Raw genomic sequence first — 22928 nt, 5'->3', positions numbered from 1 at the left:
GGTCCGTCAGCGGTATCCGCTATCCGGTACCTGACGGTGCGCCGGCCGGGACGCAAGGGCGCGCAACCGGACAGTTTGCGGTCAACTCCCCGGAGCGGGAGCCATTTCGGGTCGCGGTACGTCCATTCCACATCGCCGAAGCACGAGCGACGGAGGTGGGAGACGAATGGCAGGATTCAGAAGTCTCGCCGAACAGGTGCGTGACCCCCGGCTGACCCCCGAGCAGCGCCGCACCGCGCTGCGCCGGTGCCTGGAGAAATTCGCCCCGTACGGGCACCGGGCGACCTGGCACCATCTGTGCGGCCGGGTCGGCATCGGCACCGAGGACCGGCGGCCCGGACCGGACCGGCTGGTGGCGGCCCTGACGGAACTGGAGGAGGCCCGCCGGGTCTGGCTGGCGTACGACGTGGCGTTCGGTGTCCGCCGCAAGCAGGAGAAGCGGCTCGGCATACGGCAGCCGAGCGCCCTGGACGACTGGCACCGGTGCACCTGGGGCGGCTGCGGAGTGGCCTGGTGCGACGATCCCCTGGTCCATCCGACGGCACCGCTGGCCGACGTGCTGCGGCGCATCATCACGGCGCTGGAGTCGGAACCCGGCTCCCTCTGCCCGGTCTGCGACTCGCCCCGTATCGCCTGGCGCGGCGGCCTGGACCACGTCCCCAGCTCCGGCCCGGTCTGCACGGACTGCGGCATCGTCGTGCCGGAACCGGTGCTGACCGAGCAGGCCCTGGCCGCCTCCCGCCGGTCGCGGCGGCCGGCCCTGGCCTCCGCCACCACCCCCTGAGACAACCGGGACACGGGATTCCCCGGCCCCCGCGCGGCGCACGCCACAGCGTTCAGCCGCCGCGCGCCCGCCCGCGCTCGGACAGCAGCGCCGATCCGCTGCCGAGACCGCCGCGCATGTCATCGGGGTTGGAGAGCACACAGGTCTCCAGGGAGAGGCAGCCGCAGCCGATGCAGTCGGTCAGATGGTCGCGGAGCCGTGCGAGCTGCGCGATGCGCTGGTCCAGCTCGGAGCGCCAGGCCTCGGAGAGCCGTGCCCAGTCCTCGCGGGTCGGCGTACGCTCGTCGGGCAGCTCGGCGAGTGCGTCACGGATGGTGGCGAGGGGGATGCCGACCCGCTGGGCGGCCCGCACGAAGGCCACCCGGCGCAGCGCGTCACGGCTGTAGCGGCGCTGGTTGCCCGCCGTGCGGCGGCTGCTGATCAGCCCCTTGGCCTCGTAGAAGCGCAGGGCGGAGACCGCGGCGCCGCTGCGCGCGGAGAGCTGGCCCACGGTGAGTTCTTGGAGTCCTGCTGGAATCTGCGGCACGCCGCCCAAGGCTACGCGGCGGGACGGACGACCGCCCACCGGTCCGCCGGTCCCGCCACACCGGCCCCGCCCCGCCGGTCCAGCCCGCGTCCACGCCCCGCCCGCACCGCGTCCGGCCGGTGTGACCTCGCCCGTAGCCGCGGCCGGGCCGTTGACAGGGACCGCACCGGGCAGCATGCTGAGCAACCGCTTAGTATCTGTCTTTGGGAGGTCATGGAGATGGCGGAGCCCCGGGTGTTCGCGTCGCTCGACGAGCTGAAGTCCGCGGTCGGCGAGGAGCTGGGCCACAGCGACTGGCTGGAAATCGACCAGAAGCGGATCGACCTCTTCGCCGAGGCGACCGGTGACCACCAGTGGATTCACGTCGACCCGGAGAAGGCCGCCGCCGGCCCCTTCGGGACGACGATCGCCCACGGTTACCTGACCCTCTCGCTGCTGCCCGTCCTCGTCCCGCAGCTGATGCGGGTGGAGGGGGTGCGGATGGGCATCAACTACGGCACCAACAAGGTCCGCTTCCCCTCCCCCGTGCCCGTCGGCTCCCGGCTGCGGGCCACCGGGCGGATCGCCGGGGTGAGCGAGGTGGCCGGAGGCGTCCAGCTGACCGCCGCCGTCACCGTCGAGCGCGAGGGCGGCGACAAGCCGGTCTGCGTCGCGGAGAGCGTGAGCCGCTTCTACCTCTGAGCACTCCCGGGGGCTCCCGGCGGTCTCCGGCTGTTCCGGCGGCCGCCGGCCCCCGCGGGCCCCCAGCCCTTCACACCCTCAGGCCTTCACGCCCTCAGGCCCCCGGGCGGGCCGCGCCGACCATGCGCAGGACGAGGTCCGCGTAGAGCTCGCCGACCTCCTCGGGGGTGCGGCGGCCCTCCGGATTGAACCACCGGGCCACGTCGACGCAGAGCGACAGCACCGCGAGCGTCGTGCCGCTGACGTCCGGTACGTCGAAGTCGCCCGCCGTGACGCCGTCCTGGATGATCCGGCGCACCGCGCCGTCGGTCCTCCGGCGCACGTCGAGCAGCTCGGCGTGGTGCTCCTCGCCCAGCGCGCCCAGCTCGTACTGGACGACGCGCGCGGTGGTGTGGCGCTCGGCCTGCCAGCGGGCGAAGGACCGCACCGCGTCGGCGAGCCGCTCGGCGGGGCTGCCCCCGCCGTCGGCCGCCCGCTCCAGCATGCCGAGGGCGAGCCGGTGGCCGACCCCGCTGATCTGGTAGAGCAGCTCTTCCTTGGTCTTGTAGTGGATGTAGAGCGCCGCCGGGCTCATGCCGGCGCGGGAGGCGATGTCCCGGGTGGTGGTGGCGTGGTAACCGCGCTCGGCGAAGGCCTCGACGGCGGCCTTCACCAGCCGCCTGGCGGCGTCGGGCGTCACATCCGCCCACTCCTCGGTCTGCTGCGCCTCGCTGCTCATCGCGCCCCGCTTCTCCGGTGCCCGGCGGCCTCTCCACCGGCGGCGAACACCTTACAGGGTACTGAGCAAGCGCTTAGGAGACCGGGCGCCGGGCGGACGCGGGCCGGGGGACCGCCGGCCCGCGCCCGGTCAGAAGGCGGCGACCCCGGTGAGGGAGCGGCCGATCAGCAGCTTGTGGATCTGGCTGGTGCCCTCGTAGAGGGTCATCACCCGCGCGTCCCGGACCAGCTTGCCCACCGGGTACTCGTCGATGTAGCCGTAGCCGCCGAAGACCTGGAGGGCGTTGTTGGCGCACCGCACCGCGGCCTCGCTCGCGTAGAGCTTGGCGACCGAGGACTCGGTGGCGAACGGCAGTCCGCGTTCGATCAGGTCGGCGACCCGCCAGGTCAGCAGGCGGGCGGCGTCGACGTCCACGGCGATGTCGGAGATCAGCTCCTGCACGAGCTGGTGGTGCGCGATCGGCCTGCCGAACTGCTCGCGCTCGCCCGCGTACCGCACGGCGGCGTCGAGGGCCGCCTGGGCGATGCCCACGCAGCCGGCGGCCACCGACATCCGGCCCTTGGCCAGCGCGGACATGGCGACGGAGAAACCCTTGCCCTCCGGGCCGAGCAGGGCCGAGGCCGGTACCCGCACGCCGGTGAGCGTCAGCTCGGCCGTGGCCTGGCCGCGCAGCCCGAGCTTCCCGTGGATCTCCCGGCGCTCCAGGCCGGGGGTGTCCGCGGGGACGAGGAAGGCGCTGACGCCCCGGTGGCCGGGGCCGCCGGTGCGGGCGAAGAGCAGGACCACATCGGCCACGGTCCCGTTGGTGATGAACATCTTGGAGCCGTCGATCACATAGCCGTCCCCCTCGCGCACCGCCCGGGTGGTGAGCGCCGCGGCGTCCGAGCCGGTGCCGGGCTCGGTGAGGCCGAAGCAGCCCAGCGCCTCGCCGGAGCACAGCCGCGGCAGCCACGCGCGCTTCTGCTCCTCGCTGCCCCAGGCGGCGATGGACTTGGCGACGAGGCCGAGGGAGACGGAGAGGATGCCGCGCACCGCGGAGTCGCCGCGCCCCAGTTCCTCGGTGACCAGGACGTAGGCGAGGTGGTCACCGCCGGAGCCGCCGTACTCCTCCGGGATGGTGAGCCCGAGGAAGCCCAGCCGCCCGAGCTTCTCCGGCACGGAGGGGTCCACCCGCTCGGCGCGGTCCCAGGCGGCGGCGTGCGGGGCGATCTCCCGCTCGACGAAGTCCCGGGCGAGCTGCCGTACGGCCGCCTGCTCCTCGGAGAGTTCCAGATCCACGGCCGCACTCCTCAAGACGATTTAACTAACGCTGCTAGTTTTAGCCGTCTCTACTATGTGGCGCATGGCCCGCCCCCGCAAGCCCCTGCTGAGCAGAGAGCGCATCGTCACAGCCGCGCTCGCGCTGATCGACGAGGACGGGCTGGCGGCACTCTCCACCCGCCGGCTCGCGGCGGAGCTGGGGGTGAGCGGCCCGTCGCTCTACAACCACTTCGCGGTCAAGGACGAGATCCTGGACGCGGTGGCGGACACCGTCGTCGCCCAGGTGGACCTGTCGATGTTCGGCGGCGGCGAGGACTGGCGCACGGCGCTGCTGCGCTGGGGCCGCTCCTACCGCGCGGCGCTGGCCGCCCACCCCAACATCGTCCCGTTCCTCGCCCAGGGCCCGGGGCGACGCCCGGCGGGCCTGAGGATGGCCGACGCGGTCTTCGGCGCCATGGTCGAGGCCGGCTGGCCGCCCGCCCACGCCACCCGGATCGGCGCCCTGATGCGCTACTTCGTCGCCGGCTCGGCCCTCGGATCCTTCGCCCGCGGCTTCGTCGGCGACGCCACCGCCTACGACCCGGCGGACTACCCGCACCTCCAGCAGGCCCACCGGCTCGCCGAGCACCAGCAGCAGGTCGACGAGGGCGCGTTCGAGACCGGACTGCGGGCCCTGGTCGACGGGCTCGCTCTGCAGTACGAGGAACTGGCCGCCGGCCGGCCCGCGGGCGCCGGGGCGGGCGGGCCGCAGGCGGCCGGCTGACGGGCACCACCGCTCCACACCGCCGCCCCGTCCCCCGGGCTCCCGCCCCCGCCCCCGTCTCCCGCCGTACACATGCCGCCTCCCCCGCCCCGGCGTACGATCCGGATATGAGCGATTCCCGGCATTCCGGACCTGCCGCCGTCCCGTCCTCCGCCCGCCGGGCCTCGCCGCGGACGCCGGAGGACACCGCCGCGCCCCGCGGGTGAGACGGGAGCCAGGACGTGCCGGCACAGCGACCATCACCCCCGCGGCCGTCGGCCGTCCGGTCCAGCCCGGAACGACGCCGGCTGGAAGAGCTGGTGACCGGTGCCGTCGTGGACACCGACGCCTACGGCGCCGCCCTGTACCTGCCGCTGCCCGGTGAGGACGCGCTGCGTCTGGACATGCTGATCGGCGTGCAGCTGGACTTCATCGCCCCGTGGGCCCGGGTTCCGCTGAGCGCCCCCACCCCGGGGGGCGACGCCATCCGTGAACGGCGCTTCGTCTGGATCAGCGGTACGGGCGAGCTGTCCCGCCGCTACCCGCAGTCGGCGCTGATCCTGCCGTACGACTTCCGGCTGGCAGCCGCCCCCCTGCTCGCCGCCGGCGCCTGCTACGGAACCGTCCTGCTCTTCTGGCCCGCCGGGCACGACGAGCACCTGCCCGACGAGGAACGGGAGCGGATCGAGGAACTCGCCGCCGAGATGGCCGGGGTGCTGCACCGGGCGGCCGAGGAAGGGAATCCGCTGCGCCCCCTGGCCGCGACCCGCGTCCTGCCCGGGCCCGGCGGCGCGCCCGCGCCCGGCGGCCGCTCCGCCCCCCTGGCCGTGGCCGGTTTCCTCGAACGCCTTCCCGAGGGGTGCTGCGCCCTCGGGCTCGACGCGCGCATCACCTACATCAGCCGCCGGGCGGCCGAGCTCCTGGACCACGGCGTGGAGGAACTGATGGGGGCACTGCCGTGGGAGGTCCTGCCCTGGCTCGACGACCCCGTGTACGAGGACCGCTACCGTGCCGCCGTCATCAGCCGGCAGGCCACGTCCTTCACCGCACTGCGCCCCCCGGACCAGTGGCTGACCTTCCAGCTGTACCCCGACGCGACGGGGATCAGCGTGCTGATCTCCCCCGCCCACGTGGAGGAGCACCCGGAGCAGCCCGGGAAGCCGGGCTCCCGCCCCGGCGAGCCCACCCGCGTGGGCTCCATCTACCAGCTGATGCACCTGGCGGGCGCGCTGACCAAGGCCACCGGGGCGCGGCAGGTCATGGAGCTGGCGGCGGACCATCTGATGCCCGCTTTCGGGGCCTCCGGATTCGCCCTCCTGATCGCCGAGGGCGGCCGTATGCACCAGGCGGGCCACCGCGGCTTCCCCGACGCGACGCTGAACCTCTTCGACGGGACCCCGGTCTCCGGGCACGCTCCCGTGGCACGGGCTCTCGCCCAGGGCACGCCCGTCTTCCTCGCCTCACCGGAGGAGCGGGTGCGCCTCTTCCCCGCGAGCCCTCCGCCGGATCAGATCATGCACGCCTGGGCCTTTCTGCCGCTGATCGCCTCCGGCCGCCCGGTCGGCACCTGCGTCCTGGGCTACGAGAACACGCATCCCTTCCCCCCGGAGGAGAGGGCCGCGCTCACCTCGGTGAGCGGCCTGCTCGCCCAGGCCCTCGACCGCGCGCAGCTGTACGAGGCCAAGCACCGGCTCGCCCAGAGCCTCCAGCGGAGCCTGCTGCCGCAGAGCCTGCCCCCGATGGCCGGCCGCCTGGACATCGCGGCCCGCTATGCCTCCGCCACCCGCGGTATGGACGTCGGCGGCGACTTCTACGACCTCATCCGCCTCGACCCCGTCACCGCCGGCGCGTTCATCGGGGACGTCCAGGGCCACAACGTCACGGCCGCCGCGCTGATGGGGCAGGTGCGGACCGCCGTCCACGCCCACGCCAGCGTCGGGGCACCGCCCGACGAGGTGCTGACCCGCGCCAACCGGCTGGTCACCGACCTGGACCCGGGCCTCTTCACCAGCTGCCTGTACGCCCATCTCGACCTGTCCCGGCACCGGGCCCTGCTGGCGAGCGCCGGGCATCCGCCGCCGCTGCTGCACATCCCGGGGCACGGCACCCGGGTCCTGCAGGTGCCGCCGGGGCTGCTGCTGGGCATCGACTCCGGGGCCCGGTACGAGGTCGCCGAGGTCGCCGTACCGGCCGGCAGCCTGCTCGTGCTGTACACCGACGGTCTCGTCGAGCGGCCCGGGGAGGACATCGGGCTGTCGGTCTCCGCCCTGGCCGACCGCGTCTCCGCGCTGGCGGACCTCGAACGGCTGGACGACATCGCGGACGCCCTGGTCCGGCCGGCCGAAGACGGGGGCCAGCGCGCCGACGACGTCGCGCTGCTGCTGCTGCGGCCCTGCTGAGCGGTGCCGGGGCGCCGGCCCCGCCGGCGGCTGGAACGCCTGCCGCCGGGTACGCGTGCGGGCGGACCCGCAAAGGAGGCATCCCGTGTACTTCGTGGACATCGTGGAGACCGAGGGGCTGGGCAACCGCGGCTATCTGGCCGGCGGGCCCCGGACCGCCGTCGTGGTCGATCCCCCGCGCGACATCGACCGGGTCGTGGCCGCGGCGGCGCGGCGCGGCGTGCGGATCGGCGCCGTGGTGGAGACCCATGTGCACAACGACTACGTGAGCGGCGGGCCGGAGCTGGCGCGGATCACCGGCGCCCGTTATGTGGTGCCCGCCGCCGCGCGCGTACCGTTCGCGCACACGCCCGCCCACGACGGCGACACCCTGCCGGTGGACGAGGGCCTGGCGCTGCGCGCCCTCGCGACCCCCGGCCACACCCCGCACCACTTCGCGTACCTGCTGACCGAGGACGGCCGCGAGGTTGCCGCCTTCACCGGCGGCTCACTGCTCATCGGCAGCGTCGGGCGGCCGGATCTGGTGGAGCCGCGGCTGACCGAGGAGCTGGCGCGCGCCCAGCACGCCTCGGCGCGGCGGCTGGCGCGGGAACTCGCGGACGAGGTGCCGGTGCTCCCCACCCACGGCTTCGGCAGCTTCTGCTCCTCCTCCCCGCAGACGGAGCAGGACAGCACCACCGTCGGCGCCGAGCGGAAGAGCAACGACGTCCTCCTCAAGGACGTGGACGCGTTCGTGGCGGACCTCCTGGCCGGGCTGGACGACATCCCCGCCTACTACGCGCACATCGGGCCGGTCAACGCCGGCGGGCCGCCCCCGGTGGACCTCTCCCCCGCCGCGGCCGCGGACGCCGGGGAGATCGCGCGGCGGCTTGCGGCCGGCGAGTGGGTGGTGGACCTGCGCAGCCGTACGGCGTTCGCCGAGGGGCACGTGGCGGGCTCGTACAACTTCGAGGCGGACGGGCAGCTCGCCACCTATCTGGCGTGGCTGATCCCCTGGGGCAAGCCGGTCACCCTGCTGGCCGAGAGCCCGGAGCAGCTGGCGGACGCGCAGCGGGAGCTGGTCCGGGTCGGGATCGACCGGCCGGCCGCCGCGGCCGCCGGCGACCCCCGCCGCTGGGTCCGGGACGGCGAGCGGCTGCGGTCCTCCGGCCGGGGCACCTTCGCGGGCCTGGCGGAGGAGGCGGGAAGGGCGCGCGGAACCGGAGCGGGTGGCACGGCCGGTCCGGCCGCCTGCGACGGGGTGGTGGTCCTGGACGTCCGCCGGGACTCCGAACGCGCCGCCGGCCATGTCGAGGGCTCGGTCCACATCCCGATCCATGAACTGCACGGCCGGATCGGCGAGGTGCCGCCGGGCCGGGTGTGGGTGCACTGCGCGAGCGGGATGCGCGCGACGATCGCCGCCTCGATGCTGGACGCGGCCGGCCGCGAGACGGTCGTGGTGGACGACGCCTTCGACGCCGCCGGAAAGGCCGGCCTGCGCGTCGTCCGCCCGGAAGAGGGCTGACCCTCCGGAAGAGGGCTGACGGCGGCCTGACGCGGGTCCGGCCGCCGGGCCCCGCCCGGGGCCGGAACGTCAGGCCAGGGAGAGGAAGAGCTTCTCCAGGCGGAGCTTCATGGCATCGCGGTCCGCCGCGTCGACGTCACCGTCGGCCATGCAGCTCTGCAGTCCGGTCGCGATGATCGCGAACCCGGCCCGGTCCAGCGCCTTGGACACGGCGGAGAGCTGCGTGATGACGTCCTCGCAGTCCCGGCCGTCCTCCAGCATCCGGATGATCCCGGACAGCTGGCCCTGGGCCCGCCGCAGCCGGTTCAGCACCGACTTCAGGTCCTCCGCTGCCATCTCCAGCTCCACGGTTTGCTCCTTTCGATACCCCCTTGGGTATTCTACGCCATGGGCCGCGCTCCGCACCCGAACGGCCGGAGCCCGTCGCGCCGGAACCGGCACCGGCCGCCGGAGCGGGGCGCGGTCCTCATCCGCCGGCCGGGACGGGGCGGGCCCGGCGCGTCCCGGCCGCCCTGCCGTGGCGGCGCTCCGATACTGCGTGCCATGAGCGAACCACTCGGCGGGCGCCCCCCGGACGCGGACGAGCCGCGGCACCACGAGCCGCACCGGGCCGCCGGCCTCGGGGTTCGGCTCAACTGGCTGCGCGCCGCCGTGCTGGGCGCCAACGACGGCGTCGTCTCCACGGCCGGTCTCGTGGTCGGCGTCGCGGGGGCCACCGACTCGGCGGACACCCTGCTCGTGGCGGGTCTCGCCGGGCTCTTCGCGGGCTCCCTGTCGATGGCCGTCGGGGAGTACGTCTCCGTGAGCACCCAGCGCGACTCCGAGCGCGCCACCCTGGCCGAGGAGCGCCGGGAGCTGGCCGAGACGCCGGACGCCGAACTCGCCGAACTCGCCCGCCTCTACGAGGCGAAGGGCCTCTCCCCCGGGCTCGCCCGCGAGGTCGCCGAGGAGCTCACCCGGCACGACGCCTTCGCCGCCCACGCCGAGGCGGAGCTGGGCCTGGACCCGGAGCAGCTCACCAACCCCTGGCACGCCGCCTGGGCCAGCCTCGCCGCCTTCTCGGTGGGCGCGCTGCTGCCGCTCATGGCGATCGTGCTGCCGCCGGCCGCCGTCCGGCTGTGGGTCACGGTCGGCACGGTGCTGCTCGCCCTGGCCGCGACCGGCTGGTCCAGCGCGGCGCTGGGCCGGGCACCGCGGCGGATCGCGGTGCTGCGCAACGTCACCGGCGGTTTCACGGCGATGACCGTCACCCACGCCATCGGGGTGCTGATGGGCACCGCGGCGGGGTGAGGCCGCGGTGCCGGTGCCGGCGCGGCCGGACGGACCCTAGAACACCACCAGCGCCCGGCCGCCCCGGCCGGCCAGCATGGCCTCGAACGCCGCCGGCACCCCGTCGAGGCCGATGCGGTCGGTGACCATGCCGCTGAGGTCGAGGCTGCCCTCGCGGATGAGGCCCGCCAGCACCGGCAGGTCCCGGGCCGGGTCGCAGTTGCCGTAGACGCAGCCCGAGAGGGTGCGGCCGAAGTGGAAGATCTCCAGGGCGGAGAAGGACACCTGGTCGTCCTTGCGGCCGATGCCGACGACCGTGGTGCGGCCGCCGCGCCGGGTCGAGGACCAGGCGGTGCGGATCGTCTGCGCCCGGCCGACGCACTCGACGGCGACGTCCGAGCCGTGCCCGCCGGTGAGCTTCCGTATCCGCTTGGCCGTGTCGTCGGCGGCGACCAGGTAGTCGGTGGCTCCGGCCTTCCGGGCCAGCTCCTCCTTCTCCGGCGAGACGTCCACGGCGATGATCTGCCCGGCGCCGGCGATCCTGGCCGCCTGGATCACCGAGAGCCCGACGCCGCCGACGCCGAACACGGCGACCGACTCCCCCGCCCGCACCCGCGCCGCGTGGTGGACGGCTCCGTAGCCGGTGAGCACGGCACAGCCGAGGAGGGCCGCGTCCGCCAGCGGGACGCCCTCGGGCAGCGGCAGCACGCAGCGTTCGGAGACGACGGTCTCCTCGGCGAAGACGGCGCTGTTGAGCCCGGGGTGGAGCGGGGTGCCGTCCGTCCGCCGGGCGTACGGCACCGCGGCGCCGGCCAGGGCGTTGGCGCAGAGCCAGGGCTCGCCGAGGCCGCAGTAGTGGCAACTTCCGCAGGACGGGGCCCAGTTGACGACCACCGCATCGCCGGGGGCGACGGCGGTGACCCCCTCGCCGACGGCGGTGACGGTGCCCGCGCCCTCGTGGCCGAGGACGGCGGGGACGGGCTGGCGCAGGGTGCCGTTGGAGAGGGACAGATCGGAGTGGCAGACCCCGGCCGCGGCGATCCTGATCCGCACCCGGCCGGGTCCGGGGTCGGGCAGTTCGATCTCCGTGATCTCCAGCGGTGCGTTGACGGCGGGCAGCACGACGGCGCGGGTCATGGCGGCTCTTCTCGCTCTTCTCGGTGTTCTCGGCTTCTCGGTGTTCTCGGCTTCTCGGTCTCCGGGCTTCCCGTCCCCCGCCCGCCCCGCACGGGGGCGGGCGGTGCGGACGGCGCCGCGCCGCGTCAGAACTGGAGCGACTTGGTCTGCAGGTACTCGGCCAGCCCGTGGCTGCCCAGTTCCCGGCCCACGCCCGACTGCTTGTAGCCGCCGAACGGGGCGAGCGGGTTGAAGCGGCCGCCGTTGATGTCGACCTGGCCGGTCTCCAGACGGCGGGCGAACGCCGCCGCCCGCTCGGCGTCGGCGGACCAGACGGCTCCGGCGAGGCCGTAGACGGTGCCGTTGGCGATCGTCACGGCCTCCTCCTCGTCCCCGTACTTCAGGATCGACAGCACGGGGCCGAAGATCTCCTCCTGCGCGATGGTCATCTCCGGGGTGACGTCGGCGAAGACGGTGGGCCGGATGTAGTAGCCGGTCTCCCGGCCCTCGGGGGCCCCGGGGCCGCCCGCGACCAGGCGGGCGCCCTCCTCGACGCCGCGCTCGATGTAGCCGGTGACACGGTCGCGCTGCTTGGCGCTGACGACGGGGCCGAGGCGGCTGGCGGGGTCCAGCGGGTCGCCGGGGACGTACTTGGCGGCGGCCGCGGCGGCCAGGGCGACGGCCTCCTCGTAGCGGGCGGCGTCCACCAGCATCCGGGTCCACGCGCTGCACGTCTGGCCGGAGTTGGCGAAGACGTTGGCGACGCCGACGTTGACGGCGCGGGCCAGGTCGGCGTCCGGCAGGATGACGTTCGCGGACTTGCCGCCGAGCTCCAGGGCGGCCGGCTTCACCGCCGCGGCCGCCGTGGCGGCGATCTGCTTGCCGACACCGGTGGAGCCGGTGAAGGACACCATGTCGACCCCGGGGTGTTCGGCCAGCGCCTGCCCGGCGACCGGGCCGAGGCCGGTGACGAGGTTGAACACGCCGGCGGGCAGCCCCGCCTCGTGCACGATCTCCGCGAAGAGCCGGGCCACGAGCGGGGTGTCCTCGGCGGGCTTGAGGACGACCGTGCAGCCGGCGGCGAACGCGGGGGCCGCCTTGGCGACGATCTGGTGCAGCGGGTAGTTCCACGGCGTGATCGCGCCGACGACGCCGACCGGCTCCGAGAGGACGGTGGAGTTGCCCACCTTCTCCTCGAAGGGGTGGGTGGCGGCGAGTTCCGCGTAGCTCGCCGCGACCGCGACCGGCACCGCGGCGTGCACGGCCTGGGAGAACTTCAGCGGGGAGCCGAGTTCGGCGGTGACGGTCTCCGCGATCTCGTCCCGGCGCGCGTCGAGCGCGGCGTGCAGCGCCTTGAGATGCGCGGCGCGCTCGGCGGGCGGGGTGGCGGCCCAGCCGGGGAGGGCCGCGCGGGCGGCCCGTACGGCCGCGTCCACGTCCTCCGCCGTACCGGCCGGGACGGTGCCGATGACCGACTCGTCGGCCGGGTTGACCACGGCGATCGTGTCCTGCCCGGCGGCGGGCCGCCAGTCGCCGTCGATGTACATCCCGTCGTGGGCCTTCATCGCCTTACCCTCCAGGACAGACTGCTCGGTATGTGATCCGGGGAACCAAACTAGCGCTGTTAGTTTTCCGGCGCCAGAACGGGCGGACGTGCCACGGCTCACGTCCCCCGGGACAGCCTCCCCGGAACGGCCGCCCGGGAACAGCCCCGCCCCGGCCCCGGACGGTCCCGTCCACCGGCCGGCACCGGCGTGCCCGGACGGACGCGGCCCGGGCACGCCGGCTCAGCGCGCCGCCTCCACCCGCACCGGGAAACCGTTGAGCACCGCGGTCCCGGAGAGCGGGTCGAGGCGGCTGCCGTCCAGGAGCTGGTTGACGTTCACGCCGGGCGCCGCCGAGGCCACCGAGAGCCGGGTGCCCGGGCGGTCGTGGCCCCAGCCGTGCGGGATGCTGACCACCCCGGTGCGCACCGCGTCGGTCACCTCGACCGGGACCTCCAGCTCACCGCCCTCGCCCTTGACCCGGGCCGGGGCCCCGTCGGCCAGGCCCAGCCGTTCGGCGTCCGCGGGGTGGATCTGAAGGGTGCAGCGGTTGCTGCCGCCGGTCAGGGCGGGCACGTTGTGCATCCAGCTGTTGTTCGAGCGGAGGTGGCGGCGGCCGACGAGCAGCAGCTCGCCGGAGGCCGTGTCCAGGGAGCGGCGCAGCCGCGGCATGTCGGCCGCGACGGGTTCCGGGCAGAGCTCGATCCGGCCGCTGCGGGTGCGCAGCAGCCCGGGGACGCGGGGCCGCAGCGGCCCGAGGTCGATGCCGTGCGGGTGTTCGAGGAGCGTGGCCAGGGAGAGGCCGTCCGGGCGGGCGCCGAAGCCATCGCCGTACGGGCCGAGGCGCAGCATCAGGTCCAGCCGGCGTTCGGGCCCGGTGCGCCCGGTGAGCTCCGCCTCCAGCTCCGCCGGTTCGCGGCCGTGCACCGGCCCGTGCGGATCGGCGACGGCCTTGGCGAGCGCGCCCCCGATGGCCGTGCGGTCCACCTCGGCCGGGTCCGCGCCGTGCAGACCCGCGGCGATGAGCACGAGCCGGGCGAGGATCGTGGACTCGTCCGGCCGCCCGGGTGCCGGGGGCAGCGCCTCCCGGGTGTAGCGGACCTGGTTGCGCACGGCCAGCGCGTTGAAGGCGAAGTCGTAGTGCGGGGACCGGGAGGGCGGGGGCGGCGGCAGCACGACGTGCGCGTGCCGGGAGGTCTCGTTGAGGTACGGGTCGACGGATATGACGCAGTCGGCGCCGGCCAGCGCCCGGTCCAGGCGCTCCCCGTCCGGTGCCGAGAGCACCGGGTTGGCCCCGACCAGGACGACGGCGCGGACCCGCCCCTCCCCCGGGGTCTCGATCTCCTCGGCGAGGGCGGCGAGCGGCAGCTCTCCCTTGGCCTCCGGGTGCCCGGAGACGCGGCTGCGCCAGCGGCCGAGGGCGAAGCCCTTGCCGGGGCGGGCGGGGCGGGGGGCGCGGGCCGTGGCGGAGAGCGGGAACATCGCGCCGCCGGGCCGGTCGAGGTTGCCGGTCAGCGCGTTCAGCACATCGGCCAGCCAGTTGGTCAGGGTGCCGAACTCGACGGTGGAGCCGCCGACCCGGGCGTAGACGGCCGCGGTGGGCGCGGCGGCCAGTTCGCGGGCGGTGGCCCGGATCTCCTCGGCGGGCAGATCGCAGTGGGCGGCGACCGCCTCCGGGGTGAACTCCTCGGTGAGCGCGCGGACCTCGTCCACGCCCTCGACGTGCTCCGCGAGCCGGCCGAGGTCGGTGAGCCCTTCGGCGAAGAGCACTTGGACCAGGGCGGCGAGCAGCGCCGCGTCCGTTCCGGGCCGGGGCGCCAGATGGCGGTCGGCGAGCGCGGCGGTGCGGGTGCGGCGCGGGTCGACGACGGTGAGGGTGCCGCCGCGCCGCCGCAGCGCCTTGAGCCGGCCGGGGAAGTCCGGGGCGGTGCACAGGCTCCCGTTGGACTCCAGGGGGTTGGCGCCGATCAGCAGCAGATGGGCGGTGTGGTCGAGGTCCGGGACGGGGATGGCCGCGGCGTCGCCGAACATCAGCCCGCTGGAGACGTGCTTGGGCATCTGGTCGACGGTGCTGGCGGTGTAGACGTTGCGGGTGCGGAGCGCCCCGATCAGCAGCGGCGGGTAGAGCCCGCCCGCCATGGTGTGGACGTTGGGGTTGCCGAGGACGACGGCCACGGCGTCCGGGCCGTGGGTGTCGATCACCGGCCGCAGCAGGGCGGCGGCCTCGTCGAATGCCTCGTCCCAGCCGGTCTCCGCCAGGCTCCCCCCGCGGCGCACGAGGGGGCCGGCGAGGCGGTCCGGGTCGTTGTCGAGGCCGCCGAAGGCCGCGCCCTTGGGACAGACGAAGCCGGCGCTGAACACGTCGTCGCGGTCGCCGCGGGCGGCGGTGACCCGGTCGCCGTCGAGAGTGAGGACGAGGCCGCAGGTGGCCTCGCAGAGCGGGCAGATACGCGGAGCGGTGCGGCTCATCGGTTCCCTCCGTCGGGGATGGGGCGGCCGGCGGTGCCGGGATCGGGCGCGCCGCACGGGATCCGGGGCGCGGTTGCGGGAGCACCGCCGACCATACCGACCGGTACGCACGATGGCACCCGTCTTGCCGCATCGGGCTTTCCGGAGCCGCTCCCGGGCCCGGGTCCGGCGGGTCATTGACGCGCCCACGCCACCATTCCTATGGTTCAGCACAGGAATCACGGGAACCGGACAGCGGGACGACGGGAGCGGTCATGAGCGCGACGCACACGGAAGCACGGGCCGGGGGCCCGGACCCGGAGCCGGCGGCACCGGCGTACTCCTCCGGGTTCGGCAACGAGCACAGCTCGGAGGCGGTGCCCGGCGCGCTGCCCGTGGGCCGCAACTCCCCGCAGCGCGCCCCGCTCGGGCTCTACGCCGAGCAGCTGAGCGGCAGCGCCTTCACCGAGCCGCGCCACGACAACCGCCGCTCCTGGCTGTACCGCATCCGCCCCTCGGCGGCCCACCCGCCCTTCGCCCGGACGGACAACGGCGCGCTGCGCGGCGCCCCGTTCACCGAGACCGAGCCCGACCCCAACCGGCTGCGCTGGGGCCCGCTCCCCGACCCGGCCCCGGGCACCGACTTCGTCGCCGGCCTGTGGACGCTCGGCGGCAACGGCGACATCCGGCAGCGCGCCGGCATGGCCGTCCACCTCTACGCCGCCAACGCCTCCATGACGGACCGGGTGTTCTCCGACTCCGACGGCGAACTGCTGATCGTCCCCGAACGCGGCGGTCTGCTGCTGCACACCGAGTTCGGCCGGCTGCGGGCCGAACCCGGGCAGGTGGCGCTGATCCCGCGCGGCGTCCGCTTCCGGGTGGAGCTCACCGCCGGCACCGCGCGCGGCTACGTCTGCGAGAACTACGGACGCCCGTTCACCCTCCCCGAACTGGGCCCCATCGGCGCCAACGGGCTCGCCAACCCGCGCGACTTCCTGGCGCCCGCCGCGGCGTTCGAGGACCGCGAGGAGCCGGTGGAGGTCGTCAACAAGTTCTGCGGCAACCTCTGGGCCGCGGTGTACGGCCACTCGCCGCTCGACGTCGTCGCCTGGCACGGCACCCTGGCGCCCTACGTCTACGACCTGCGCCGCTTCAACGTCCTGGGCAGCATCAGCTACGACCACCCCGACCCGTCGATCTTCACCGTGCTGACCTCCCCGTCCGACACCCCGGGTCTGGCGGGCATCGACTTCGTGGTCTTCGCGCCGCGCTGGCTGGTCGGCGAGGACACCTTCCGGCCGCCGTACTTCCACCGCAACGTGATGAGCGAGTACATGGGGCTGATCGAGGGCGCCTACGACGCCAAGACCTCCGGGCCGGGCGGCTTCGTGCCCGGCGGCGGCTCACTGCACAACATGATGTCCGCGCACGGACCCGACCGCGAGACCTTCGAGAAGGCGAGCGCGGCCGAGCTGACGCCGCAGAAGGTGGACGACGGTCTCGCCTTCATGTTCGAGACCCGCTGGCCGGTGACGGCGACCGCGCAGGCGCTCGGCGCCGGGCATCTGCAGAGCGGCTACGACCGGGTGTGGGACGGGATGGAGCGGCACTTCGGACGGTGAGACGGACGGCCGGCCCGGGACGACCTGCGGTGCCGGACGGGCCGGGGCGGGCCCGGGCGGGCCCGTGGCGCGGGGCTCCTCCGGCCGCCGCACCGCGGCCCACCCGCACGGCGGCGCCCGCCCCGCGGTATCCCCGGCGGCGCCGGGCACCGTAATCTCCTCCCGTCCCGGACCGCCGCACGTCCTCACGTCCCCGCCACAGCCCCCGCCCTCCTCCCCACCGCGGCCCCGCCGCCGGGCGGGACCGCAGACCACCGCCGGAGCCGCAGCCGTGACCGTCTTCTCGCCCGACTCACTGGTCCTGAACCGCAAGCTGCCCCTGTGGTACCAGGTCTCGCAGTCGCTGCGCGCCTCGATACTGGGCCGCCATCCCGCCGAGCCGCTGCGGCTCCCGCCGGAGGACCGGCTCGCCGAGCACTACGGCGTCAGCGTGCTCACCATGCGGCAGGCGCTGAAGGAACTGGAGAACGAGGGGCTGATCAGCCGGCACCGCCGGCGGGGCACCTTCATCGAGCCCGCCGCCCGGCGCGGTGCCCCTGTACAGCTGCTCGGCTCGGTGGACAGCATCGTCGCCCAGCAGTCCGGCGAGACCGCCACGGTGCTCGGCCACGGCCCCGTACCCGTACCGGCCGAGGTGGCGGAGCACTTCCCGGATCTGGAGGAGGTCGTCGAGTTCCGCCGGCTGCGCCGCGACGAGAAGACCGGCGAGCCCGTCAACTGGGCGGAGAACGCGGTGCGTCCGGAGATCGCGGAGCGCATCGACCCGGCGGATCTCGCGCGGCAGCCGATGACGAAGGTGCTCCGCGACGTGGCGGGCGTGCGGATCAGCCGGATCACGGACACCGTCGAGGCCCGGCTCGCGGACCCCGCGACGGCGGAGCTGCTGGACGTACCGCTGCTCAGCCCGATCCTGTACTACACCGGTGTGGTCTATGACGAGACCGGCCGCGCGGTGGACGTGGCGCGGATCCGCTACCGGGGCGACCGGTTCTCCTTCACCGTGACGGTGGACGCCTGAGCGGACGGCGTTGCGCCTGCCGGGCCGAGCCGCGCGGCCCGCGGACCGGACCCCGCCGGGGCCTCGCGGACCAGGGCGCGGGAGACGGCGTTCCGGGCCGGGCCCCGGGCGCCCCGGGACCCCGCGCTGTCGGCGGCCGCGACTACGATGGCCGACCGGGCGGGCCCCCGCGGCTCCGGCGACGGCCCGGCGGCGGTCCCCGCGCCGCCCGGCGGGACAGGGCACGGGCGCGGCCGGGTGCGGGCCTGAAGGCCCCGCCCCCGGGGCAGGCTTCCGCCGGGGAATCGGCGGGGCGACGGGAACCGTACGGGAGGGCGGCTGCGTGACGGCGCGACGGAACAGCACGGCCTCCCCGGCCGGCGGCCGCACCGGCCCGGCACGCCCGGGCGCCGCGGCGGCCGTGCCCGGCCCCGGCTCCTCCCCCGGCGTCTCCACCGGTGACGATCCGCTGCTCGCCGATCTCATGCCCTGGTCGGTCCCGCCCCTGCGCACCGGGCGCTCCTGGGTGCTCGCCCCGGACCCCGGGACGCTCACGGCCCGCTGGGACCGGCTGCTGCGGAGCGCCGGCCGGGCCGAGCGGGAGCGGCTGTTCCGGCCCTCCCGGGCGCGCGGCCTCCGCACCGCCCTCCCCCAGCTGCCCGGTCACAGCGCCGGCACCGGCCCCCTCGCGGAGGAGACCGGGCCCTGCCCGGAGCCGGTGCGGGTTCTGCACGCACCCTTCGACCGCCAGTGGCTCATCCCGGACCAGCGGCTGCTGGACGCGGCCCGGCCGGAACTGTGGCGGGTCGCCGACGAGCACCAGCTGTTCGCCGTCGAGCCCGGCCCCGCGCCCCGCTCGTCCGCGTCCGCCCGCGCCGGAGGCCCCGACGGCCCCGGCGGTCCGGAGGAGGAGGCGCTGCTCTTCTCCGCGCTGCTCCCCGAGGGCCGCTCCCCCGCGGGGAGGCCCGGCCGCATCCGGCCGCTGTTCCGCCGCCCCGGCGGCCGGGAGCCCAACCTCGCGCCCGGGCTGACCGAGCTGCTCACGGAGCGGCTCGGGGTCCCGGTGGGCGCGGTGGACGTCCTGGCCTGGACGGCGGCCGCGGCCCGGCCCCGGGGCGAGGGCCGGGCCGTACCGCTGCCGCTCTCGGCCGGGGTCTGGCGGGACGGCGTCGCCCTGGGCCGCCGGGTCCTGTGGCTGCACACCTTCGGGGCCCGCTGCGGGGAGTCACCGGACGCCCGCCCGAAGCTCCCGGGCGGCCGACGCCCGTACGTCCGCGCCGCGCTCCCCGGTCCCCATGCCCTGCCCGCCGAACCCCTGTACGACCCGGAGGAGCGGGCGCTGCTGCTCGGGGAGGGCCGGATCGCGCCGGTGCCGCCGGCCGCCTGGCGGTTCGAGGCCTCGGGCGTCCCGGTGCTCGCCCAGTGGTACGAACGGCGCACGGCCCCGGCCGAACCGGGCACCCTGAGCGCGGTCCGCCCGGCGGGCTGGCCGCCGTCCCTGACCTCCGAACTGCTCGAACTGATCACCGTGCTGGCCCTGCTCGGCGAACTCCGCCCGGAGCGGCGCCGGTTGGCGGAGCGGCTGGCGTCGGCTCCGCGCCTCACCGCCGCGGAGCTGCGCCGCGGCGGGGTCCTGCCGCCGCCCGCGGCCGCCCGCCGCCCCGCCTCCGTCCTGGACCGCCCGGAGGAGGGCCCGAACGGCCAGTTCGCCCTGATGTAGCGGTTCACCCCACCGCGGGGGAGGTCCCGGTACAGGCCGGTGAGCAAGATCACCTGCTCTGGCGCGGAGGGTGGGGCACAGGGTAGGACCTGGTGGCATGGACAACGCCCCGGACCGCCGCCCCACGCCATCGCCGACACGGCCATTGCCGCCGCAACCGCCCCAGCCGCTGCCGCTGGAGGGCATCACCGTCGTCGCCGTCGAGCAGGCCGTCTCCGCGCCGTTCGCCACCCGGCAGCTGGCCGACCTCGGGGCCCGCGTCATCAAGGTGGAGCGGCCCGACGGCGGCGACTTCGCCCGCGGCTACGACACCGCGGCCCGCGGCCTGGCCTCGCACTTCGTCTGGGCCAACCGCGGCAAGGAGTCCCTGGCCCTCGACCTCAAGGACCCGCGCGGCCGCGAGCTGCTGGAGGAGCTGGTCCGGGACGCGGACGTCTTCGTGCAGAACCTGGCCCAGGGCGCCGCCGCCCGGCTGGGCCTGGACGCGGCGGCCCTGTGCGCACGCCACCCCCGGCTGGTCGCCGTGGACATCTCCGGCTACGGCCCGGACGGCCCGTACGCGCACAAGCGCGCCTACGACATGCTCGTCCAGTGCGAGGCGGGCCTGGTCTCCGTCACCGGCACGCCGGAGCAGCCGGTCAAGGCGGGCATCCCGGCGGCCGACATCGCCGCCGCCATGTACGCCTTCTCCGGTGTGCTCGCGGCCCTGCTGCGGCGCGGCACCACGGGACGGGGCGGACCGGTCGAGGTGTCGATGTTCGACGCGCTGGCCGAGTGGATGGGGCATCCGCTGCACCACGGGATGCACGGCGGCCCGCCCCCGGCCCGTACCGGCCTGGCGCACGCGGTCATCGCGCCGTACGACGCCTACCCGACCGCGGGCGGCACGCCCGTGCTGCTGTCGGTCCAGAACGACCGGGAGTGGCGCCGGCTCGCCGAACAGGTGCTGGGGCGGCCGGAGTTGGCGGAGGATCCGGCGTACGCCACCAATGTGGCCCGGACGGCGAACCGGGCCCGGACCGACGCGGTGGTCGCGGAGGCGCTCGCCGCGCTGACGGCGGAGGAGGCGGTGGCGCGGCTGGAGGGGGCGGGCATCGCCTGCGCCCGGCTCAACGGGGTGGCCGAGCTGGCCGGGCACCCGCAGCTGGCGGCCCGGGAGCGGTGGCGGGAGGTGGGGTCACCGGTGGGCGCGCTGCGGACGCTGCTGCCACCGATCGGACTGCCCGGCGGAAAGCCGCCGCGGCTGGGCCCGGTGCCGGCTCTCGGCGAGCACACCGACGCGCTGCTGGAAACGCTCGGGGTGCCGGAGGAGCGGATCACGGCGCTGCGCCGGGAGGGCGTGATCCGCTGAGCCCCCGGGCCGGGGTGAGCACGCGCCCGGGGGCGGGTCCGGGACGCGGTACGGGCCGGGGCCCGGGCGGGGCTAGCCGTGGTTGCCGAAGAGGGACCGCCTCAGCCGCCGCAGCGGCGCGAAGAGCGAGACCCGCGACACCCGCGCGCCCCGGCCGGACTTGGGCCGCCGCACATCGCGCGCGGTGAGTTCCCGCATCAGCAGGGTGGCCTCCTCCGTCTCCCGCTGCGGCACGGCGGGGCCGGCCAGCACGGCGAGATGGCGGTCGAGGCGCGAACTGTTCGCGCTGCTCCCGCAGTTGATGGCAGGCACTCGGGGCCTGCTCCGCATTGTTATCTGTTCCATGACACTCCCCACCCAAACGAGGGCACCCGGCCCGGGCAGGTTAACCCTACCGCCCCGGCACGTCACCCGCGCATCCGCGTATCCCTGACTCGGCTGCCCGGTAAGGCGGTTGACGTATCCGGATGGCTACCCGCCCTGCGTCGCGGCACTCCGCCGCGGTGTGCCCCGCGGGGTGCGCGCCCGGCGTGTCGCGGCACGGCGGCGGGTGCGGCGGGCACGCCGCGCCGCCACCCGTGCGCCGGTGCGCCCCCGGCGGGCAGCGCTTCCCCACCGGGGGCGCACCGGTGGGACCCTCTCGAGCGGGGCCCCACCGGTGGGAGCGGCCGGATGCTCCGGCCGGTGCTGTCAGGCGAGCGAGCGGAGCACCGGCAGGTAGCCGCCGGACTGCCCGGCGGCGGTGGGGTGGTAGGAGTGGTTGATGGGCCAGGTCACGCTGTGGATCCAGGAACTCCCGGAGCAGATCTCGTGCCCGGAGAAGGTGGGCCGCACATCGCCGAAGGCGTAGCCGTGGTCGGCGGCCCGCTTGGCGGTCACGTCGTTGAGGTTGTCCGACGCGGCGTTGAGCGCGGAGCGCTCGGTTTCGGTCAGCCCCGCGATACAGGAGCCGTTGAGCTTGTAGAGACGCGGGTAGCCGAGCACGACGACGCGGGCCGAGGGGGCCTTGGCCCTGATCGCGGAGTACACCTGGTTCAGCTTGCCGGGCAGCGTGTTGTTCATGTAGGCGCGCGCTTCCGCGACCCGGTCGAGGCAGGTGCTCTGGGAGCTCAGGACGCAGGTGGTCATCACATCGGCGAAGCCGGCGTCGTTGCCGCCGATGCTGATGCTGACCAGGCCGGTCGACGAGCTGAGCGGGCCGAGCTGGTTGTTCAGCACATCACCGGTCTTGGCGCCCGAGCAGGCGGTGAAGTGGAACGAGGAGGGGTTGTTGGCGGCGGCCCACAGGGGTCCGAACGCCTTGCTGCTGCGCTTGCAGTCGCCGCTCGCGCTGTCGTAGCTGCCGGCCCCGAGGCCGGAGGCGTACGAGTCGCCCAGCGCGACGTATCCGGTGGCGGCCTGTTCGGCGGAGTGGGCGGCGCCGGCTCCGGTCAGGGTCAGCGCGGCGGAGAGCAGGAGTGCGGAGAGGGTGGCCGCACGGCGGAAGAGTCTCACGGAACCTCCGGGGAGCAGGATCTCTGTGGGGAACGGGGCAATCGGTGGCGCTGTTCTGTCGTGGCCATGCCAAGTCTTTTTGACACGTCCATGTCAATACAGACTGCGCAACCGGCCGTGGGGGCGAACCTGCGTGGCATGGCTATGACATCCCCCCGAAACACACGGTCTACGCGCGTGCGGAGGGTGAAAGTTTGTCCACAGCCGCGGATGTGACGGCACGCCGGGATCAATCACGACTTTCCGGACAGCAGCCCCAGCAGTCCCGCATGGACCGTTCCGCCTTGACGGGCTTGCGGCGGTTGCGCCACATTGAAGCCCGGCATCCGGCGCGTCGGGGGGCAAAGTCGCCAATGCAGACACTGAGTGACCGTCAACATTCCACGCGGGGAACCGTCTGGCCACTGCTGGCCGGGGCCGCCGCCGGGGTCGGAGGGCTGGGGGCGGTCCTCGCCCTCACCGGCTCGGCCTCGCCGCTGCGCGCCCCGTTCACCCTCTTCTTCCTGCTCGCCGCACCGGCGGCGGCCATCGCCGCCGTGCTGACCGGCCCCGACCCGCTGAGCCGCTGGGTGATCGCGGTGGCGGGGGCGATCGCGGTCGACGTCCTGGTCGCCCAGAGCATGCTGGCCCTGCGGCTGTGGTCGGCGCGCGGCGGGATCACCGTGGTCGCCGGGCTCAGCGCCGTCCTGTTCCTGTACGCCACTCTGCGACGCCGCCGGGAGCACACCGCGGCGAGAAGCCGGATCCTCTGAC

The 22928-nt window shown here is 75.1% G+C and carries 20 protein-coding genes; 11 read left to right on the top strand and 9 right to left on the bottom strand.

The genetic code is table 11. The features are described 5' to 3' along the window. Positions 1–166: 166 nt before the first annotated feature. Complete coding sequence (locus SXIN_RS25885; RefSeq protein WP_019708930.1) at positions 167–784, top strand: hypothetical protein; 618 nt, start codon at positions 167–169, stop codon at positions 782–784. 52 nt (positions 785–836) lie between these two features. On the opposite strand, the gene soxR is transcribed toward SXIN_RS25885, so the two are convergent. Beyond that, entirely contained in the window at positions 837–1310 is a 474-nt protein-coding gene (gene soxR, locus SXIN_RS25880) for a redox-sensitive transcriptional activator SoxR (protein WP_039821248.1), read from the bottom strand. A gap of 219 nt (positions 1311–1529) precedes the next feature. On the opposite strand from soxR, the gene SXIN_RS25875 reads away from it, so the two are divergent. Continuing rightward, positions 1530–1991, top strand: coding sequence for a MaoC family dehydratase (locus tag SXIN_RS25875; RefSeq protein WP_039821249.1), 462 nt, complete (start codon positions 1530–1532; stop codon positions 1989–1991). A 94-nt stretch (positions 1992–2085) separates the two neighbouring features. Here SXIN_RS25875 and SXIN_RS25870 read toward each other — a convergent pair whose 3' ends face one another. Together SXIN_RS25870 and SXIN_RS25865 are read right to left on the bottom strand one after the other, a co-directional pair. After that, entirely contained in the window at positions 2086–2709 is a 624-nt protein-coding gene (locus tag SXIN_RS25870; protein WP_019708933.1) for a TetR/AcrR family transcriptional regulator, read from the bottom strand. A 129-nt stretch (positions 2710–2838) separates the two neighbouring features. Continuing rightward, positions 2839–3987, bottom strand: coding sequence for an acyl-CoA dehydrogenase family protein (locus SXIN_RS25865; RefSeq protein WP_019708934.1), 1149 nt, complete (start codon positions 3985–3987; stop codon positions 2839–2841). Between the two features lie 64 nt (positions 3988–4051). Between SXIN_RS25865 and SXIN_RS25860 the strand changes: the two genes are divergently transcribed. The 3 genes from SXIN_RS25860 to SXIN_RS25850 all read left to right on the top strand — a co-directional run bounded on the left by SXIN_RS25860 (position 4052) and on the right by SXIN_RS25850 (position 8614). After that, complete coding sequence (locus tag SXIN_RS25860; protein WP_095758201.1) at positions 4052–4732, top strand: TetR/AcrR family transcriptional regulator; 681 nt, start codon at positions 4052–4054, stop codon at positions 4730–4732. A gap of 299 nt (positions 4733–5031) precedes the next feature. Next, positions 5032–7110: a SpoIIE family protein phosphatase gene (locus tag SXIN_RS25855; protein ID WP_238153864.1), complete on the top strand. Its 2079-nt coding sequence runs from the start codon at positions 5032–5034 to the stop codon at positions 7108–7110. A gap of 85 nt (positions 7111–7195) precedes the next feature. Continuing rightward, positions 7196–8614, top strand: coding sequence for an MBL fold metallo-hydrolase (locus tag SXIN_RS25850; RefSeq protein WP_095757612.1), 1419 nt, complete (start codon positions 7196–7198; stop codon positions 8612–8614). Positions 8615–8683: 69 nt separating this feature from the next. On the opposite strand, the gene SXIN_RS25845 is transcribed toward SXIN_RS25850, so the two are convergent. Further along, on the bottom strand, positions 8684–8962 hold the full coding sequence (locus SXIN_RS25845) for a metal-sensitive transcriptional regulator (RefSeq protein WP_019706584.1): 279 nt from the start codon (positions 8960–8962) through the stop codon (positions 8684–8686). A gap of 195 nt (positions 8963–9157) precedes the next feature. On the opposite strand from SXIN_RS25845, the gene SXIN_RS25840 reads away from it, so the two are divergent. Beyond that, a complete protein-coding gene (locus SXIN_RS25840; RefSeq protein ID WP_095758200.1) occupies positions 9158–9904 on the top strand; it encodes a VIT1/CCC1 transporter family protein in 747 nt (248 codons plus the stop codon). Positions 9905–9940: 36 nt separating this feature from the next. Here the strand turns inward: SXIN_RS25840 and SXIN_RS25835 are convergent, their stop codons facing one another. The 3 genes from SXIN_RS25835 to SXIN_RS25825 all read right to left on the bottom strand — a co-directional run bounded on the left by SXIN_RS25835 (position 9941) and on the right by SXIN_RS25825 (position 15012). Beyond that, positions 9941–11020, bottom strand: coding sequence for a Zn-dependent alcohol dehydrogenase (locus SXIN_RS25835; RefSeq protein ID WP_019708939.1), 1080 nt, complete (start codon positions 11018–11020; stop codon positions 9941–9943). A gap of 125 nt (positions 11021–11145) precedes the next feature. After that, entirely contained in the window at positions 11146–12564 is a 1419-nt protein-coding gene (locus SXIN_RS25830) for an aldehyde dehydrogenase family protein (RefSeq protein WP_019708940.1), read from the bottom strand. Between the two features lie 222 nt (positions 12565–12786). Next, positions 12787–15012 (bottom strand): molybdopterin oxidoreductase family protein, encoded by a 2226-nt coding sequence (locus SXIN_RS25825; protein WP_019708941.1) that lies wholly within the window; start codon positions 15010–15012, stop codon positions 12787–12789. 254 nt (positions 15013–15266) lie between these two features. On the opposite strand from SXIN_RS25825, the gene hmgA reads away from it, so the two are divergent. The 4 genes from hmgA to SXIN_RS25805 all read left to right on the top strand — a co-directional run bounded on the left by hmgA (position 15267) and on the right by SXIN_RS25805 (position 20681). Continuing rightward, positions 15267–16613: a homogentisate 1,2-dioxygenase gene (gene hmgA, locus SXIN_RS25820; RefSeq protein WP_019708942.1), complete on the top strand. Its 1347-nt coding sequence runs from the start codon at positions 15267–15269 to the stop codon at positions 16611–16613. Between the two features lie 271 nt (positions 16614–16884). After that, the gene (locus SXIN_RS25815; protein WP_019708943.1) at positions 16885–17631 is read left to right on the top strand and encodes a GntR family transcriptional regulator; all 747 of its coding nucleotides are present in this window, start codon (positions 16885–16887) and stop codon (positions 17629–17631) included. 463 nt (positions 17632–18094) lie between these two features. Further along, positions 18095–19330, top strand: coding sequence for a type ISP restriction/modification enzyme (locus SXIN_RS25810; protein ID WP_095758199.1), 1236 nt, complete (start codon positions 18095–18097; stop codon positions 19328–19330). Between the two features lie 97 nt (positions 19331–19427). Further along, the gene (locus SXIN_RS25805; protein WP_095757611.1) at positions 19428–20681 is read left to right on the top strand and encodes a CaiB/BaiF CoA transferase family protein; all 1254 of its coding nucleotides are present in this window, start codon (positions 19428–19430) and stop codon (positions 20679–20681) included. 72 nt (positions 20682–20753) lie between these two features. Here the strand turns inward: SXIN_RS25805 and SXIN_RS25800 are convergent, their stop codons facing one another. Next, on the bottom strand, positions 20754–21026 hold the full coding sequence (locus SXIN_RS25800; RefSeq protein ID WP_039819469.1) for a hypothetical protein: 273 nt from the start codon (positions 21024–21026) through the stop codon (positions 20754–20756). A 345-nt stretch (positions 21027–21371) separates the two neighbouring features. Then, positions 21372–22175, bottom strand: coding sequence for an SGNH/GDSL hydrolase family protein (locus SXIN_RS25795; protein WP_019708944.1), 804 nt, complete (start codon positions 22173–22175; stop codon positions 21372–21374). Positions 22176–22528: 353 nt separating this feature from the next. Here SXIN_RS25795 and SXIN_RS25790 point away from each other — a divergent pair, with 353 nt between their 5' ends. Then, the gene (locus SXIN_RS25790) at positions 22529–22927 is read left to right on the top strand and encodes a hypothetical protein (RefSeq protein WP_019708945.1); all 399 of its coding nucleotides are present in this window, start codon (positions 22529–22531) and stop codon (positions 22925–22927) included. Position 22928: the final 1 nt, after the last annotated feature.

This window comes from Streptomyces xinghaiensis S187 (assembly GCF_000220705.2).
Lineage (GTDB): Bacteria > Actinomycetota > Actinomycetes > Streptomycetales > Streptomycetaceae > Streptomyces > Streptomyces xinghaiensis.
This window is presented reverse-complemented; position numbering and strand designations above follow the sequence as displayed.